This is a genomic window from Nostoc sp. (assembly GCF_036917755.1).
In the GTDB taxonomy this organism is placed as follows: Bacteria; Cyanobacteriota; Cyanobacteriia; order Cyanobacteriales; family Nostocaceae; genus Nostoc.
This window is the reverse complement of sequence record NZ_JBALFC010000154.1, coordinates 76254-93005: the sequence shown is the minus strand read 5'-3', so window position 1 is coordinate 93005 and position 16752 is coordinate 76254. Positions and strand designations below refer to the sequence as shown.

Here is a 16752-nt window from a genome sequence, read left to right as displayed (position 1 = left end):
AATGACTAATCACGTTTTTCTAATCTTTTAAAACCGTTGAGAACTAGAAAAGTCAGCACAGCACCAATTAATCCTAACTGCCACAAACCACACCCGGCAGCAATTCCCAAAGCAGCCGAAACCCAAATAGCTGCTGCTGATGTCAGTCCGTGAATTTTAAGTTGCTGTGTCTGCTCAGAAGATTGGCGTACAATTTCTCCAGCACCGAGAAATCCCACACCGGCTGCAATCCCCTGAATCACGCGGCTGAGTGCATCATGACTGGACTGTGACCCATCTGTTTGCATAATTATGAGAGTAAACATGGCTGAACTTAAACTCACGAGTATATGAGTTCTTAAACCTGCTGGTTTGTGCCTAATTTGGCGTTCTAAGCCGATAATTGCTCCAATCAGCAATGCTAGGCATAGCCTGAAGCTGATATTTACCCAATCATTAGTTGCAAGGTAGTAAGTGTTTGGCAATGCTTAGTTTGGTATAGATAATTTTAATATATTAGACTATTTGGGAATATAGTTACAAAAATATCGCTTTTTTACGTGTAAATTAATATCTTCCATTGTGAAAATTATTTTGCAATAAAATATTATTTTGGTCAACAATAAAGGTTTGCATTCTTAAATTATGACAATGAGCATAATCTAGGCAAACGACATGACTTTTAACTTTATTAAATAGTTTTTTGGCTATTTAAAATGACTGAACTATAAAATTCTACCTTAAATTGCTAGATTTAACCCATACACTCAATAATTAAATATGATACGGCGATGTACAATCTCGTAAAAGAACTAAACCTCCAGTTTCAGAGAAGGAAGGCAATCAAGGAAAAAATTTGATTTATAAAGGAGTCGAATTACAGCAATACATCGTGTAACCAGCAATTAACCACAGCCTCTGACTTTAGGTATGGGGTGAATCTAAAATCGTTCGACTGAGCATCTCGACTTCGCTCGATGGAACCGAAGTCGAAGTCTGTCTTGAAAAGTTTGCTCAACTGGGGGAACCCCCGCACGCAACTTTTGTCTCCGACACGCTCTTCGCGTTCGCAAAATCCTTGCATTGTGTGACACTAACAAATTGAGTGGACAAACTCTACTGGCTAGACCAAATTAAAGTACAAGACCGCGCCAAAGTAGGTGACAAAGCGTTTTACTTGAGCAGAATCATGCAGCGTGGCTATCCGGTGGTGCCTGGTTTTGTCGTTTCGGCAGAAATTTTGCGACAATTTCTCGAAAATCTGAATAGTTCAGAGTCATTAGTGGCTGACTTACCCCATTCTTCGTTACACCTAGATGTAGCTAATTGGCGTCAACTTCAGCAGGTAGCTAGTCGCTTGCGCCAAGAAATTCTGACTGCGACTGTGCCAGAGGAGTGGGTGAGTCCAATTTTCCAAGCAGCTAGAGAATGGCAAACTGGCTGTTTGATTCTTCGGCCTACCTTGGCAGTATCAACTGCTACTGTAGGTATGAAGAATATATCTGGTTTGTTGGAGTCGGTGTTTTGCCAGTGCGAACCCGAAGCGATCGCACTCGCATTAAAGCGTACCTGGAGCCAGATATTTCGTGCTAGAAGTCTACTATATTGGCAGCGAGCTGGAATTGACCTGCAACAAATTAATTTAGCAGTTTTGGTGCAACCTGTTGAAAATGCGATCGCTAGTGGTTTGCTCAGAGCTAACTCTTCTGGGTGGGAAATTGAAGCTACTTGGGGATTAGGAATTGCGATCGCTCTTGGCGAAGTCCAGCCAGATGTTTACTACATTCAACCGGAAACTGGGGTTGTGCTTGAGCAACAGCTGGGCAACAAAATGCTGGCTTATGGTGTTGATGCAGCACCTGAAGCTTTTTCGCAAGCAGTGCCGAAGTCACTGCTAACACCAGATCACACTTGTCTGAGTACTTACGTAATTGAGTCAGCCCAACAACAACAGTACGCTTTACAACAAGAATACTTACAACAAATAATTGCTCTGGGAACTCAACTGGTGAGTGAACTAGGTAAAATCTTTACCATTAAATGGACTATCGCCGGGCAAACTACATCTGGCAAGCTCTACATCACACAAGTTAGTACTCCCCAATCTGTAATTCCCCAGGTACACTTCATTCGGGGACTAGGGGCAGCAGGGGGACGTGTTGTCGCAACTGCCCTAGTAATTATTAATTCCCAACAGAAACCCGAACAACTACCTTTGGGAGTGATTTTAGTAGTACCAGCGATCGCACCTGATTGGTTGCCATTACTCCAACAAGTTGCTGGTATTATTACCGAAGAAGGCGGATTAACCAGCCACGCTGCCATTCTTGCCAGAGAATTAGGTATTGCAGCAGTAGTGAACGCCACATCTGCGACAAGCTTAATTCAAACTGGCGAACGACTCTTGCTCGATGGCGACAGAGGAGAAGTTTATCGGATCAAAGGAGACTCAAAGGAGGAAATGGAGAAAGAGGGAGAAGAAAATCTTCTTTTTGCCCATCGCCCCAACCCGAAAGCGCCCCATCCTTCTGTTACGTCTCATCTACCTATGATTGCTACCCAATTGCTGGTTAACTTAAGTCAATCTAGTTTAATAGAACAAGTGCAAAGCTTCCCTGTGGATGGGGTGGGATTGTTGCGTTCAGAATTGATGGTACTAAATATATTGTCCGGGCAACATCCCCATAGTTGGATTTTAGGCGGACGTCAGACAGAATTGTTAGAGCTATGGTCTGAGCAGATTATGCAGTTTGCTCGTGCTTTTGCACCAAGACCAGTTTATTATCGTTCTTTAGATTGGTCACAAGATTTAACATCATTGAGTGATAATTTACAATCTTCACCAAAGTCGATGTTAGGTGAACGTGGCACCTTTAGCTATTTACGAAATCCCGCAGTATTTGAGTTGGAACTAAAAGCTTTAGCGAGTGTACAGCAAGGCGGTTACAGCAATGTCAATCTACTGTTGCCTTTTGTGCGAACTGTGGAAGAATTTGTCTTTTGCCGTCGCAAAGTTGAGCAAGCTCTTTTAACTGAGGTGTCACAGTTTCAATTGTGGATGATGGCAGAAGTGCCAAGCGTACTGTTTTTACTGCCAGAATATGTCAAAGCAGGTGCAGCTGGAATTTCTATTGGTACAAACGACCTGACGCAATTATTGTTAGGAGTGGATCGAGAACAAGGACAGTTAGCAAAAGTATTTAATGAACGTCATCCAGCAGTTATGAGTGCGATCGCACAACTGATCCAAATGGCCAAAAGTGCCGGCATACCTTGTTCAATCTGCGGTCAAGCACCAGCCCTCTATCCAGAAATTATCGATAAGTTAGTGGAATGGGGTATAACTTCCATTTCTGTGGAACCGGAAGCAGTCGAGCGAACATATCAAGCGATCGCTCGTGCTGAACAACGCCTAATTTTAGCAGCAGCACGACGAAAACTTCATTAGTTAGGAGTGATTCAATGATTCTAGGCGTGATAGCCATCTGTTGAAGTGAGGACATGACTAACCCGATTTTCAGCATAATTTTAAGTGCTATTACTTATTGACAAAAGCTCTGTGGCTTTAACCTATCACTGATGGGAGCGCTGAGAGAGGCATTTGCGTCAACAGGTATGCCAAGCAGTTTGGCAAGAGCCGGATTAACTCTAATAGTTCTTAAATCTTCTACATAAATTAAGTTTTACTATCCTGATAATGGGGCTGCCCAAGGGGAGAAGGTCAAAGACCCGGAAAATGATGATTTAAGGCAAAAAATAGAGAAAAAGATTCAGGAACTAGAGACACAGATTGCTTTGAATGTGAAACAAATCGAATCTTTTAAGAATATACTTAATCAATAATGCCAAGCATATATAGCTCGGAGTTAGAGATTAGGCTGTAGTAGTGCAACACAACTAAAATAATTGCAATAAATTCAAGTATAAAAGCTAAATTTTCTTGTGGTATGGGCATCTTACCTGTGCATTGGTAATACAAGAAATTAGCTGTGTCACGCCAGTAGGGTGTGTTACCGCGAACGCGGTAACGCACCTAAAAGCGTAACAGTTTATCTTTGCATGGTGCTACAAGTACTGATATAAGGGATTTAAATACACATTGGAGTACCCTGTAAGGTACTACGGTAAACTGGTTCTATCAGATCGTAAATCTCAGGGAGAACAGTTTCGTGCAGCGTTTGACCTTGGAACTCTTCTTTTGCTAAACCAAAGATTTGCAGTTCTGTGATATTGATTGATAAAGGAGCGAATAACAATCGTCGTTGGTGTTGTATATAGCACAATGAACTTTATACAACACCATCAAAATGTTCAATATCGGTAAATTGCCGCAACTGCTGTGCTATATGGAATCTGTTCAAAGGGAATAGCGTAAACCGTACCACCGTTTAATAAAGTATGAGCAGCAACAAAATCCAACAAATCCTCATCACCAGTTTCTTTTTCTGGGTGTAAATAAACCGTTTCTGAGGTTGAATCGAATAAACCCCACTGTTGCTGACCAACTGCAACTAGTAATGAATCCACTCGTTGGTAATAAGCCGCACAGACAATTTCTTCAAGCTTGTTAGATGCCTTCCCAGTATTACCACCAAACAATTCGTGAAATTGTTCCAAAACCCCTTGCTGTGACTTTTGGAAATCAGCCTCGACAATCGGCCAAGCTTGGTTATGTAACTCTTGGGCGCTGAAAATTTCTGGATTACCAGTGATAGCTTCAGCCATCAAATGCTGGTAAGTATTTGCCTGTCTATACAGAGGCAAGAGATACTCTACCCCAGCTAGCACCAAAGGCGCTTTTTGCGATCGCAGTTTCTCGTGCAATGCCCCGTCAATGATCTGAAAGAATTGTAGTATGTCTTCTTGGTGTTTATCCCTGTCAGGGCTTCCCTGTCCGTGAAACGTACCCGGCTGTGAAAAAGCATTAGACGTTCCTCCTTTTGATGTTGCGAGGCGGAACTGACCTTCTTTGGCAGTCTCATCTTTTTGGAGAGCTTCATCTAGACTTGTAGGGAGATTTTCTACTTCCACCTGATTCACACTGTAGCGTGTTCCTTCAAAGAATCTGACATCTTGTTGGCTCAAAGCCAGCATATAAAAGCGACCATCGCCATTTAAAATTGGCAGCAGTGGCTTGGTGTGAAATCGGTCTGTAACCACGACCAATTCTTGAAAATCAATTGGCAGGGTATAATATCGAAAAATATTTTCAGAAATAAAAATCGCCAGCCCTTGCTCTCCCATTTCCTCCCAAAACACTTGGGTATCAATTTCCTGAGATTTTTCCAATAATGCGATCGCATCTTTCTGTTCTAAACCCCCATCAATTAAACGAGTCTCAGCTTCCTTGACCAAATTTTTAAAGCGAATTGGGTTTTGTCGCACTTCTGGCCCGGCTGGGTGCGTTGGCATATAAATTGAAACACAATTTCCTTTTGGCTGTTCTATTAATGTCTTTATTTCCTCTCTAGAGATTAATTGCATATCATATCCCTCCTATCAACGTGACCAGATACATCAGACCAGACCATCAATATTCAATGATCTGATAGGACGTTATTCTCAGATGGTGGCGGTTGAAGTTCAACCGTTTGCTTCTGAATTTGTATCTCAAAATTGGTTTAGTTGCATCTTTCTTTTGACAGGTAATATTCATCCTGGGAATTAGTAATTAAAACCCAAAATTTCAAAGCCGAAATCGCCACGTTCATCAAATGTTTGGCGTGTTAGAGTTTGCGCGTCCTGAGTTTATCCCTATTTTCCTATCTGGTTGCCTGACAAAACCCAAAGTTACTCGTTTCATAATCCAGTACAGCCCGACAAGTATCACAAAACTGATCGCAAGAATCACCAATGGCTGTTTACCGAGAATTTCCTCAACACCTTTGGTTAGTACGGCATCGGGTTGAGTAATAAAATCCCAACTGTTGAAACGCAAAAATCGTCCCCAATAAACACCTACAGCACAAAGAGCGTGGGTAATCAATTCAACTCGCCAAATCCATTCACTTTTGCCGATGCGATGTAAGTAGTGACCCCAATTTATTAACGATATTACGTAAGCTTCAAATCCACCGAGAATTACTAGTAAATACACAGGAATTAGTACTAAAGTAATCATCCACACCGATTGAATTCTGCGGATATCGTCTATTAGGTGAATGACATCAGTCAACAAATATGGTGCATTCGGTAAGAAAGCATAGAAAACTACGAATCCTAGCCACCAAAGCCAAGTGCCACCGCGCCTCATGCGAAATAGCCACACACTCAAAGCCAAAGGTATAAAAGCCAGAAACAAATTCCAAGTCATCCAACTCATATTAATTCGCAAGACCTGTACAACTCTGGCTATCAATTCTTCTTTCATAGGTGCTAACTCAGAAGACGTTTGATTGATCTAGATTCACTCTGTAGTGTTAGTGTTAACCTCAGTGATTGACTGATAAAATTTTTGTATCCCCAAGGAAATTTATCGAACAGAATTCAGGAGTCAGGAGTCAGAATTCAGTTGGGTATTCTGTGCGACACAACGACCGGCTCAGTGCATCGCTGGCGGATGAATAATCGGGTTTAAGATCCCCACCAAATTGAAAATTTGGTGGTGCAACAATTCAGTCGGGGGTCTGAATCCCCGACTGAAAGATTACTGAATTCTGGATTCTGGATTCTGCATTCTTCTTCAATTACTCCAAGACCAGACAAGGCTTTTGTGTCACTTAAAAGCAAATGTACACTGATATATCTCTGAAATTTACAGTTTTTATGTCTTTCATACTGGGGGATGAAATTTATCAACCAATCGACTTAAATCACTAGTATAGCCAGAAAATCATCAGGGTAAAATCTACCACACAAAGAAAATATGAGTGACATAAAACGCCGTTGAATAACTTCTTGTGGACTTTTTTTATGGGAATGTTGCCCCTGTCCTAGCTATTATATTGATTTTATTTTGCCCTGCTAGAGTTCCAGAAGCACTCGACTACGGGGGGCGATCGCTTGTTTGGGTGAAGTGGTATTGTAGAACTCTTAGCAGAATCCTGTGAACAAGTAGCTTGAATAAGATTGGGGAGTGGGGAATCTCACTTCTTTACTCGGAACTGTTTTGCCCCATGCCCCATGCCCCATGCCCCATGCCCAAATTAGATTATTCTGGCTGGCTACAATATTTATTCATTTCATTCATGAACGTATCCGACTGCTTGCCAATAGTTGTAGCTGTTGTCAGTGCTGAGTCAATTTCGGCTCTAGCCTTTTGGATTTTTTCTCTACCAGATGCCGAGGCTTCTGCTGTCTTGGTAGCACCAAGCGCCCTACCTGCTTTAGCGATCGCTTGACTGAGATTCTGAAAAATTTTGACAAAACTGCTTTGAAATTCTTTCAACTTGGGGTCTGTTAACTTCAGTTCCCGAATCGATTTAGTCACAAATTCCAAATCTTTAGACAGCTGTATGCTGGTGATCACTTGCGTTCCTTTATTTTTATCAATCAAAGAAGTTCCAGCATTCACAACTCGAATCAGTCGCTGGCACTGGGAGACTTTATTTTCGCTGCAACTAGTAATGAACAAAGCAATGCTCAGGCTCACAGGAGCAATAACGGTATATTTATGTAAAACAGACATTAACACCCCAACAACAATAAAACCAAGAATATAGTATCCAATATCACAGCTTAAGTTATGAACCCACTACAAACTCTCAGTATTGGCATAGTCACATGATTATAAAAACTTACACTTACTTAAGTATTGCCATAAAAACAAGTGGCTAAATTTAAAGTTTAGATAAAGTTTAGAAAAATATTTGGGATTGAGGTGCGGGAATTACTAAACTTTTCAAAACAGTTACTGTAACAAAAGTATTCATAAAGCTTTGAGTAAGCAGGTTCAGTCAATAAAGCCACCAGATGTTCGGCTCTATTTCCTCCAGCCTTTACCATCGTTGTTCTGTAATATGAAATTATGAAGACAAACTCATCCAGCTCACTGTTAACAGTACCAACTGGCCCACTAAAGATTTCCGAGTTGCCGCCTAAGCATGTGGGTATAAGTGGTGAATCTATCGATCTTTCTTTAGTAATTCCTACTTATAAAGAGCGTGACAACATCCAGAATGTGGTCAGCATATTGAGTCAGTTACTGGATGAATCTATTCCAGGAAACTATGAACTGATTGTGGTAGACGATGATAGCCCAGACCGAACTTGGGAAATAGCAGAATCCTTGACGCCAGAATACCCCCAGTTGCGGGTGATGCGACGCCAACAGGAACGGGGGCTGTCTTCAGCAGTGATTCGTGGGTGGCAAGCAGCGACGGGGAGTATTTTGGGGGTGATTGATGGAGATTTGCAGCATCCACCAGAGGTGCTGATGCAATTGTTGCGTAGTGTTGAGCAGGGAGCAGATTTGGCAGTAGCCAGCCGTCATGTCGAAGGAGGCGGTGTCAGTAGCTGGAGTGTTGTCAGGCGTTTCTTGTCTCGTGGCGCTCAGTTGTTAGGCTTGGTGATTTTACCGGGGGTACTGGGCAGAGTTTCCGATCCCATGAGTGGTTATTTTATGGTGCGCCGGAGTGCGATCGCCAATGCAACACTCAATCCCGTCGGATACAAAATTCTTTTAGAGGTAATCGGCCGGGGAAAAGTAGACCAAGTTGCCGAAGTTGGGTATGTGTTCTGCGAACGCAAAGAAGGCGAGAGTAAAGTTACATGGAAGCAATATATAGATTACATCCACCACTTAGTGCGGTTGCGGCTTTCCACAGGGCGAGTGGGACGATTGAGTAGAAAAGTCAATTTCCCAATTGGTCGATTTCTCCGTTTTGGGTTAGTTGGCTTGAGTGGTGTGTTTGTGGATTTAACGGTGTTTTACTTGCTGCGTACTGTGATTCATTTAGGTTTAACTCGCAGTACGATTCTTTCGGCCGGAGTGGCAATCATAAATAATTTCCTATGGAATGATTTATGGACTTTTGGTGATATTTCTCAGAAGCAACGCGATCCGCATCAACGTTTCAAGCGATTCTTGAAGTTCAGTGCGATCTGTTTGGCAGGAGTTATATTACAAGCTCTAATAATTAACTTTCTCTATAATGTCTTGGGGATAAATGAGTATTTAGCTAAGTTGATGGCGATCGCAGTTGCTACAATCTGGAATTTCTGGATTAATTTGAAACTTAGCTGGCGCGTCACCGATGTTAAATAGTCACAACGAGGGATTTGAGATTTTGATTTTTGTTTTTAGATTTTAGAACGAACTTAAATCTCAAACGTCAAATCTAGAAATCCATTCGTGTGAGGCGTCCCAATGAGAGTTTTTTTCCCAGGTGCATTCTCTTTTTACAGAAAAATTATCTCGTTGTTACCAGTCTATGCTACCCATTTTCTGCCTTTGGCAGATGCAAACTTTGGCTCAGAACACAAGCATTGGCATAATTGGCAGGCTCGTCTCCCTCCTTTTTGGGTTCACCTCTTGCTGAACTTAATGTGGTTGCTGATCGGCATTGGCTTGCGCCTAGCTAACTTGACTGCAAAGCCTCCTTGGACTGATGAGTTTTCCACCTTGGTGTTTAGCTTAGGGAATAATTTTTTATCAGTACCCCTAGATCAAGCGATCGCACCTGATATTTTATTGCAACCACTGCAACCAAACCCAGCAGCTAGTATTGGTGATGTGATTCATAACTTAGTTACCCAAGATACCCATCCCCCACTGTATTTTGTGCTGGCTTACTTGTGGATGAAATTATTTAAGAGCGACGGAGGATTAGTATCGCTGTTTGCGGCGCGATCGCTACCAGCTTTAATCGGTGCTGCTTCCATACCGTGTGCTTACGTATTAGGTAGGGTCGCGTTTCGTTCCCCATTAGTGGGACACTTGGCTGCTGCGATGATGGCAGTATCACCCTACGGCATATTTTTAGCACAAGAAGCGCGTCATTACAGTTTGGCAGCTTTATGGGTAACTGCTTCCCTCACCTGCTTAGTAATTGCCACACGTCATATTCAAAACCGCACACCTTTACCTATATGGATAGCACTTTTATGGGTAGAAATTAATGCTTTAGGTGTTGCTACTCATTACTTCTTCACCCTCACCCTCTGCACAGAAGCTGTAGTTTTGATTTTTCTGGCTTGGCTTCAATTGCAGACTAGCAGCAAATTTTCTCTGTTCTTCTCTTCTCCCTGGCGGCGCATTTATGCCGTTGCCACAGGTACTTTTGTGGCGGCTTTAATTTGGCTACCAATCTTTTTAGAGAATAGAAATCGGAGTAATTTGACCGAGTGGATTCAAGGTTCGCGCGTCGGACTAGATTGGTTCAGCCCAATTTTTCAAGCTTTAGGCACATGGATTACAATGATTTCCCTCCTGCCAGTTGAATCTCCACAGCTATTGGTAATGATTCTTTCTGGACTGGTGATGCTGATTTTCTTTATTTGGGCAGTACCAATTCTGGTAAGTGGGATCAAGATTCAATTACAGTATCCAGAAAGCCGGATGATGATTCAGGTGCTTGCGGGAGTAGCTATCAGTGCGATCGCTTTATTCTTTATCTTTACGTACTTTTTGGGAATCGATCTGACCAGAGGTGCCCGCTATAACTTTGTTTATTTTCCTGCCGTGATTGTTTTAGTAGGGGCAAGTCTCGCCGTTTGTTGGCATCCTCCCAAGGAATTGATCGGAAAAGAACAAGGGATAAAAGAGACAGGCAAATGGGGAATAAACGGAAAAAAAGCCGTGATGTTAATTTGGTTAATGGGATTTGTCAGTGCAGTTACAGTATTCTGCAATCTCGGCTATCAAAAATATTATCGCCCTGACCTGTTTGTGCAACTAATTCAACAAATATCCCCAGTACCAGTACTGATTGCTACTACTCAGAAAACTCATGTACACATTGGGGAAATGATGGGAGTTGCTAGGGAGTTTAAACTTGCAAATTCACCCATAAATCCTCTGTTTCTCCTTGCCCATCAAGACCAAAACCCGAATACTTCCACCATTGCTCTAGAAAATACTTTAAATAAATTACCACGACCTTTTGATTTGTGGCTGGTAAACTTTCACGCCCCTGTAGCAGAAACAGTCAAAACATGCGTTATGTCTGATACTCAATCTTTGCCAAGGGTGAACGGCTACGAATATGAACTTTATCATTGTCAATAAGTGGGGGAGTGGGGAGTGGGGGGATGAGGGGGAGTGAGAATTTTAGATTTTAGATTTTGGATTTTAGATTGAAATTTAATCCAAAATCTAAAATCCAAAATTGAATTGCCCCATGCCCAATGCCCCAATCTATATGCATCTTATGGAAGTTCCTCAAATATCGATATCCATAGGAGACTAGAGAAAGAAAAACAAAATATATCTGACAAATTTTAAAGCAGCGAAGGCTGTAAATAGTTAAGGAGGATTTATTTATGCGTGCAGTACTGATGGCAGGCGGTTCGGGAACGCGGCTTCGCCCGTTAACTTGCGATCTCCCCAAACCGATGGTGCCGATTCTAAATCGACCAATTGCCGAACATATTATCAATCTCCTCAAACGACATCAAATTACAGAAGTTATTGCGACATTGCATTATTTACCTGATGTCTTGCGAGACTACTTTCTAGATGGCAGCGATTTTGGCGTCCAGATGACCTATGCGGTTGAAGAAGATCAGCCTTTAGGTACAGCAGGCTGTGTGAAAAACATTGCCGAACTTCTTGATGAAACTTTTTTAGTGATTAGCGGCGATAGCATCACAGATTTTGACCTGACGGCAGCGATCGCATTTCACAAACAAAAGAAGTCAAAAGCTACCTTGATTTTGACTAGGGTTCCTAACCCGATTGAATTTGGGGTGGTGATTACCGATAAAGAAGGAGGGATTGGGCGATTTTTAGAAAAACCTTCTAGTAGTGAAATTTTTTCTGATACCGTCAATACTGGCACTTACATTCTTGAACCAGAAGTTTTGGAATATCTGCCAGTAAACACTGAATCCGACTTTTCCAAAGACTTATTCCCCTTACTACTAGCAAAAGAAGAACCAATGTATGGTTACATTGCTCAAGGTTACTGGTGTGATGTTGGTCACTTAGATGCCTACCGCGAGGCTCAGTATGACGCTTTAGATCGAAAAGTGCAACTGGATTGTGCCTACAAAGAAGTTTCCCCTAACTTATGGGTAGGCCAAAATACTTATATCGACCAGACGGCTGTTATTGAAGCCCCAGCAGTGATTGGTGACAATTGCCGCATCGGGGCAAGAGTACAGATTGAGGCAGGAACCGTAATTGGGGATAATGTCACTATTGGTGCTGATGCGAATCTCAAGCGTCCGATAGTGTGGAATGGGGCAATCATTGGCGAGGAAGCACATCTTTCGGCCTGTGTGATTTCCCGTGGCACTCGTGTAGACCGCCGCGCTCAAGTATTAGAAGCTGCTGTTGTAGGTTCGCTTTCCACGGTGGGAGAAGAAGCCCAAATTAGCCCTGGTGTGCGCGTTTGGCCGAGTAAAAAGATTGAGTCAGGGGCGATTTTAAACATTAACTTAATTTGGGGGAACACCGCCCAACGGAATTTATTTGGGCAACGTGGTGTACAAGGATTAGCTAATATCGACATCACCCCAGAATTCGCCGTGAAATTGGGAGCTGCTTACGGTTCTACTTTGAAACCTGGTTCTAAGGTAACGGTTTCCCGTGACCAGCGTAATGTCTCTCGGATGGTGACGCGATCGCTGATTGCTGGTTTAATGTCAGTAGGTGTTGATATTCAAAACCTCGATGCTACAGCTATCCCCATTGCCCGCACGGTTATACCCACAATGTCGGTAGCTGGTGGTATCCATGTGCGGGTACATCCCGATCGCCCCGACTACATTCTGATTGAATTCATGGATGCTAAGGGTATTAATATTTCCAAAGCCCTGGAAAAGAAAATTGAAGGGGCTTACTTTAAGGAAGATATGCGGCGGGCGCTAATTCATGAAATTGGCGATGTATCTTACCCTAGCCAAGTAATTGACCGTTACTGCACTGCTTTTGAGAAACTGTTGCATGTTCATACACTCCGCAATAGTCGCGCAAAAGTGGTGATTGACTATGTTTATGCCGTATCGGGGGCAGTTTTACCCCAAATGTTAGATAAATTTGGCGCTGATGCAGTGGTGCTGAATGCCAGTGTCAATAAAACGGCGATGTCAATCACCGACCGCGAAGGACTACTGACTCAGTTAGGTCATGTAGTGGAGGCATTGAAAGCTAACTTTGGCGTGCAAGTATCGGCGAATGGGGAACAGCTAATTTTAGTTGATGAATCAGGCTTCCCAATTCGGGGAGAAATGTTAACAGCACTGATGGTGGACATGATTCTGACGGCTAACCCCAGAGGAACAGTAGTAGTGCCAGTTCATGCTTCCAGCGCTATTGAACAAGTCGCCCGCCGCCACGATGGTAGGGTGATTCGCACCAAAGCCAATCCTACAGCCTTAATGGAGGCTTGCCAGACAAATCCAAATGTGGTAATCGGAGGTAGTGGAGAAACTGGTTTTATTTTTCCGCAACTGCATCCGGGATTTGATTCCATGTTCTGCATTGCGAAGATAATTGAGATGTTGACTATACAGGAGCGATCGCTTGCTGCTGCGCGGTCAGAATTGCCCCGTGTAATTCACAAAACTTATACAGTACGCTGCCCGTGGACAGCCAAGGGTGCTTTGATGCGTTACTTGGTGGAAACTCACCCAGCCCAAAACCTAGAACTCATCGATGGGGTGAAAGTTTGTCAACCCTATGATGACAGTTGGCTGTTAGTTTTACCAGATGCCAGCGAACCACTGGTGCATTTGTATGCAAATAGCAACGATCGCGATTGGGTAGATGAGACTATCAGAAACTATCGCAGCCGTGTGCAAACGTTTGTCGAAAGACAACAAGAATATCAACCCACCGAAGTGTAATTCGTAATTCGTAATTCGTAATTGAATTCTTTAATTACGAATTACGAATTATTTTAATAATGGTATCGACAAGAAATAATCGTTAGATAGGTATCCTCCACCGCATAAACTAAACGATTTGTATCATCAGTTCGCCGCGACCAAAATCCAGCTAAATTTTCCCGTAGAGGTTCTGGCTTACCTATACCCTCAAAAGGCATTTGCATCATCTCCTCAATCAGTCTATTGATTCTTTTGAGTGTCTTCTTGTCTTGCCCTTGCCAGTAAAGATAATCAGCCCAAGCCTCATCCGTCCATGCCAGCATTCTAGTCAATCTATTCCCCTACCAATGCCAATGATTGATTGATCACACGATCAGATAAATACATTCCACAGAGGCGCAATTGTTCTAAAACTGGACGTGCAGCAGGAATTACGCCTCGTTGTTTGGCAGTAATAACAATGCCTAATGTCCCTCGTAGCGGAATTCCCAAAGTAGCAGCACAACGACGGGCTGCTAAATCATCTAGAATTACTTCCGTTCCAGGATTTACATAACCCCAGGTCAGTACGGCTGACTCACCTTGACCTAAATCCCAGTTTTGAATCACATTTGGGACTGGTGGTGTTTCTTGTACAACCAACCAATCAGTATTATTGAGCGCCACTACTGTTAGATCTATTTCCCCATACGCCTGAATTTCTGCGGCTACAGCATCAGGAACAATAATTGATGATCCCATTAGGAGTAACAAATCAAGAAAGCCGCCCTTGGTCAAAAAAATTAGTGGGGATGTGTTGATAGCAGGAAGTTCAGCCACGGTTTAACTCGCGCTGCAAATCATCAAAGTCAACAGCAAAGACATCCACTTGTTCACGGGCTAGGACGGCTAGAAAGTCTCGGCGGTTTAACCCAGCAACTGAAGCTGCTTTCTCCATTGAGATTTCCTGCTTTTGATACCAGTAGATAGCAGCAGCAAGGCGCATATCACGCACAAATTCTTCTGGACTCAGGCGACGGGCGCTAAATACTTCTTCTGGCAGGTTAATCGTGACTGACGACATAATTTATGTCCTAAATTGCTGCGCGGTTTCTCGCTGTATTAATAATATCAGTTATCAATCCTGCCAGAATGCCGGAAATTGGGAATTTCGATACCCCAGTGAATGCTTCGGATATCACCCTGAAATTGTTGGCGAATCTTCCAAGCAATATCTGAAAACCGCCTTTCTTTCTATGGGCATTGCCACCATTCTAGTCATTGGGCAAATCTCGTTCCACCACTTTCCCCTCCTTGAATTGAGCAATAGAACGTTCCAAATGGGCTGCATTTGTCGGAGATTTCAGTAAATGCACAGTCTCCATCAGACTATTGAAAAACTCTAGCGACATCACCACCGCATCATCCGCATCCCGTCTGGTGATGATCGTATAGTCGGCATCTTCCGTCACCCGATCTAAAACTGTCTTCAGGCTATTTCTCGCCTCGCTAAAAGAGATAACTTTCATCCTGCGGAAACCTGTACTGTTTATTGTACAAGTCTAACGTTTTCTTGAATTTGTTTCTGGAAATACTTTACAAAAGTTTACTTTAAATAAATGAAATTTTTTTTTAATAAGTCTGATAAGATATCTTCAAGCTTATTGATATAGATATTCATTAAGCTCGCGATATATTTCAGCTATTTGCAAACTTTTTCAGGAGATAACGCTATGACAAGCGTGGCTGTTCAAACACCGGAGTCGATTCCCTGGTGGGCAGGGAACGCCCGGTTAACAAGCCTCTCAGGTAAGCTTTTGGGCACTCACGTTGCTCATGCGGGGTTAATTGTCTTCTGGGCTGGTCTTTATGATCCGGCAGTAGCATCTGTACGAGTAATTACTGAACCGACTATTAACCCTGGTCGCATCTTTGGCTATCTCTCCGGTGCTTTTGGCAAACAGGGGATGGCAGCAGTTAATAACCTAGAAGATGTCATCGGTGGACATATTTGGGTAGGAATACTCTGCATTGTCGGAGGATTTTGGCACATTCTCACCAAGCCTTTTGCTTGGGCGAAAAAGCTATTGTTTTGGTCTGGTGAGGCTTACCTATCCTATAGTCTGGGCGCTCTGGCTTACATGGGTTTGTTGGCAGCCTATTTTGTCACAGTAAATGATACCGTTTATCCCACAGTTTTCTATGGCCCGTTAGGACTTAGTACTACTACATCGGGAGTAATTACGGTTCGTACTTGGCTAGCAACTAGTCACTTTGCTTTGGCGGTTGTATTTTTAGCTGGTCATATCTGGCACGCCTTGAGAGTTCATGTCATCGCGGCTGGACTTGATTTTCAACAGGGAGTTATCAATCCTGCCAGAATGCCGGAAATCGGGAATTTTGACACCCCAGTAAATGCTTCGGATATCAGCCTGAAGTTTTTGGCGAATCTTCCTATTTACCGTCAAGGTTTATCTCCTTTTTCACAGGGGCTGGAAATTGGCATGGCGCATGGCTATTTCTTGATTGGGCCATTTGTCAAGTTAGGGCCTCTGCGGGATACGGAGTTGGCAAATCAAGCAGGGTTACTTGCCACAATCGGACTGGTATTGATTTTATCTATTTGCTTGTGGTTGTATGGTAGTGTGTCGTTTCAAAAACGCAAACCTGCTCAAGGGGAGCTACCGGAAAACATGAAAACGGCTAAGTCTTGGAGCGAGTTTAATGCTGGCTGGACAGTGGGTAGCTGCGGAGGAGCTTTGTTTGCCTTCCTGCTGTTAACCAATAGCAGTTTGTTTTTCTAAGTTGCATCAACTTGTGTGAGGTTTATTTACAGGACGAATAGCTATTGTTGCATAAGTC

Annotated in this window: 14 protein-coding genes; 5 read left to right on the top strand and 9 right to left on the bottom strand. The window is 42.9% G+C overall.

Annotated features, from left to right (window positions below):
• Positions 1-5: 5 nt before the first annotated feature.
• Complete coding sequence (locus V7L05_RS32735) at positions 6-464, bottom strand: MgtC/SapB family protein (RefSeq protein WP_335170441.1); 459 nt, start codon at positions 462-464, stop codon at positions 6-8.
• 620 nt (positions 465-1084) lie between these two features.
• Between V7L05_RS32735 and V7L05_RS32730 the strand changes: the two genes are divergently transcribed.
• The gene (locus V7L05_RS32730; RefSeq protein ID WP_335170440.1) at positions 1085-3427 is read left to right on the top strand and encodes a putative PEP-binding protein; all 2343 of its coding nucleotides are present in this window, start codon (positions 1085-1087) and stop codon (positions 3425-3427) included.
• 384 nt (positions 3428-3811) lie between these two features.
• On the opposite strand, the gene V7L05_RS32725 is transcribed toward V7L05_RS32730, so the two are convergent.
• The 4 genes from V7L05_RS32725 to V7L05_RS32710 all read right to left on the bottom strand — a co-directional run bounded on the left by V7L05_RS32725 (position 3812) and on the right by V7L05_RS32710 (position 7606).
• Positions 3812-4012, bottom strand: coding sequence for a hypothetical protein (locus V7L05_RS32725; protein WP_335170439.1), 201 nt, complete (start codon positions 4010-4012; stop codon positions 3812-3814).
• A 278-nt stretch (positions 4013-4290) separates the two neighbouring features.
• The gene (locus V7L05_RS32720) at positions 4291-5463 is read right to left on the bottom strand and encodes a baeRF6 domain-containing protein (RefSeq protein ID WP_335170438.1); all 1173 of its coding nucleotides are present in this window, start codon (positions 5461-5463) and stop codon (positions 4291-4293) included.
• Positions 5464-5689: 226 nt separating this feature from the next.
• Positions 5690-6349, bottom strand: coding sequence for a DUF1361 domain-containing protein (locus V7L05_RS32715; protein WP_334951256.1), 660 nt, complete (start codon positions 6347-6349; stop codon positions 5690-5692).
• 780 nt (positions 6350-7129) lie between these two features.
• A complete protein-coding gene (locus V7L05_RS32710) occupies positions 7130-7606 on the bottom strand; it encodes a hypothetical protein (RefSeq protein WP_335170437.1) in 477 nt (158 codons plus the stop codon).
• Between the two features lie 339 nt (positions 7607-7945).
• On the opposite strand from V7L05_RS32710, the gene V7L05_RS32705 reads away from it, so the two are divergent.
• The 3 genes from V7L05_RS32705 (at position 7946) to V7L05_RS32695 (ending at position 13929) form a co-directional block, all read left to right on the top strand.
• Positions 7946-9184 (top strand): glycosyltransferase, encoded by a 1239-nt coding sequence (locus V7L05_RS32705; protein WP_335170436.1) that lies wholly within the window; start codon positions 7946-7948, stop codon positions 9182-9184.
• A 279-nt stretch (positions 9185-9463) separates the two neighbouring features.
• Entirely contained in the window at positions 9464-11146 is a 1683-nt protein-coding gene (locus tag V7L05_RS32700) for a glycosyltransferase family 39 protein (protein ID WP_335170451.1), read from the top strand.
• A 254-nt stretch (positions 11147-11400) separates the two neighbouring features.
• Positions 11401-13929 carry a mannose-1-phosphate guanyltransferase gene (locus V7L05_RS32695; RefSeq protein WP_335170435.1) on the top strand — a complete coding sequence of 843 codons (2529 nt, stop codon included), beginning with the start codon at positions 11401-11403 and terminating at the stop codon, positions 13927-13929.
• Between the two features lie 53 nt (positions 13930-13982).
• On the opposite strand, the gene V7L05_RS32690 is transcribed toward V7L05_RS32695, so the two are convergent.
• The 4 genes from V7L05_RS32690 to V7L05_RS32675 form a co-directional block, all read right to left on the bottom strand.
• On the bottom strand, positions 13983-14234 hold the full coding sequence (locus V7L05_RS32690; RefSeq protein WP_335170450.1) for a Txe/YoeB family addiction module toxin: 252 nt from the start codon (positions 14232-14234) through the stop codon (positions 13983-13985).
• Between the two features lie 10 nt (positions 14235-14244).
• The gene (locus V7L05_RS32685) at positions 14245-14730 is read right to left on the bottom strand and encodes a DUF3368 domain-containing protein (RefSeq protein ID WP_335170434.1); all 486 of its coding nucleotides are present in this window, start codon (positions 14728-14730) and stop codon (positions 14245-14247) included.
• Positions 14723-14974, bottom strand: a complete 252-nt coding sequence (locus V7L05_RS32680) for a UPF0175 family protein (RefSeq protein ID WP_334787472.1) — start codon at positions 14972-14974, stop codon at positions 14723-14725. Before V7L05_RS32680 ends, V7L05_RS32685 begins: the two co-directional genes overlap by 8 nt.
• A gap of 190 nt (positions 14975-15164) precedes the next feature.
• Entirely contained in the window at positions 15165-15419 is a 255-nt protein-coding gene (locus V7L05_RS32675) for a type II toxin-antitoxin system Phd/YefM family antitoxin (RefSeq protein ID WP_335170433.1), read from the bottom strand.
• Positions 15420-15623: 204 nt separating this feature from the next.
• On the opposite strand from V7L05_RS32675, the gene V7L05_RS32670 reads away from it, so the two are divergent.
• Positions 15624-16694 carry a photosystem I reaction center subunit XI gene (locus tag V7L05_RS32670; RefSeq protein ID WP_335170432.1) on the top strand — a complete coding sequence of 357 codons (1071 nt, stop codon included), beginning with the start codon at positions 15624-15626 and terminating at the stop codon, positions 16692-16694.
• Positions 16695-16752: the final 58 nt, after the last annotated feature.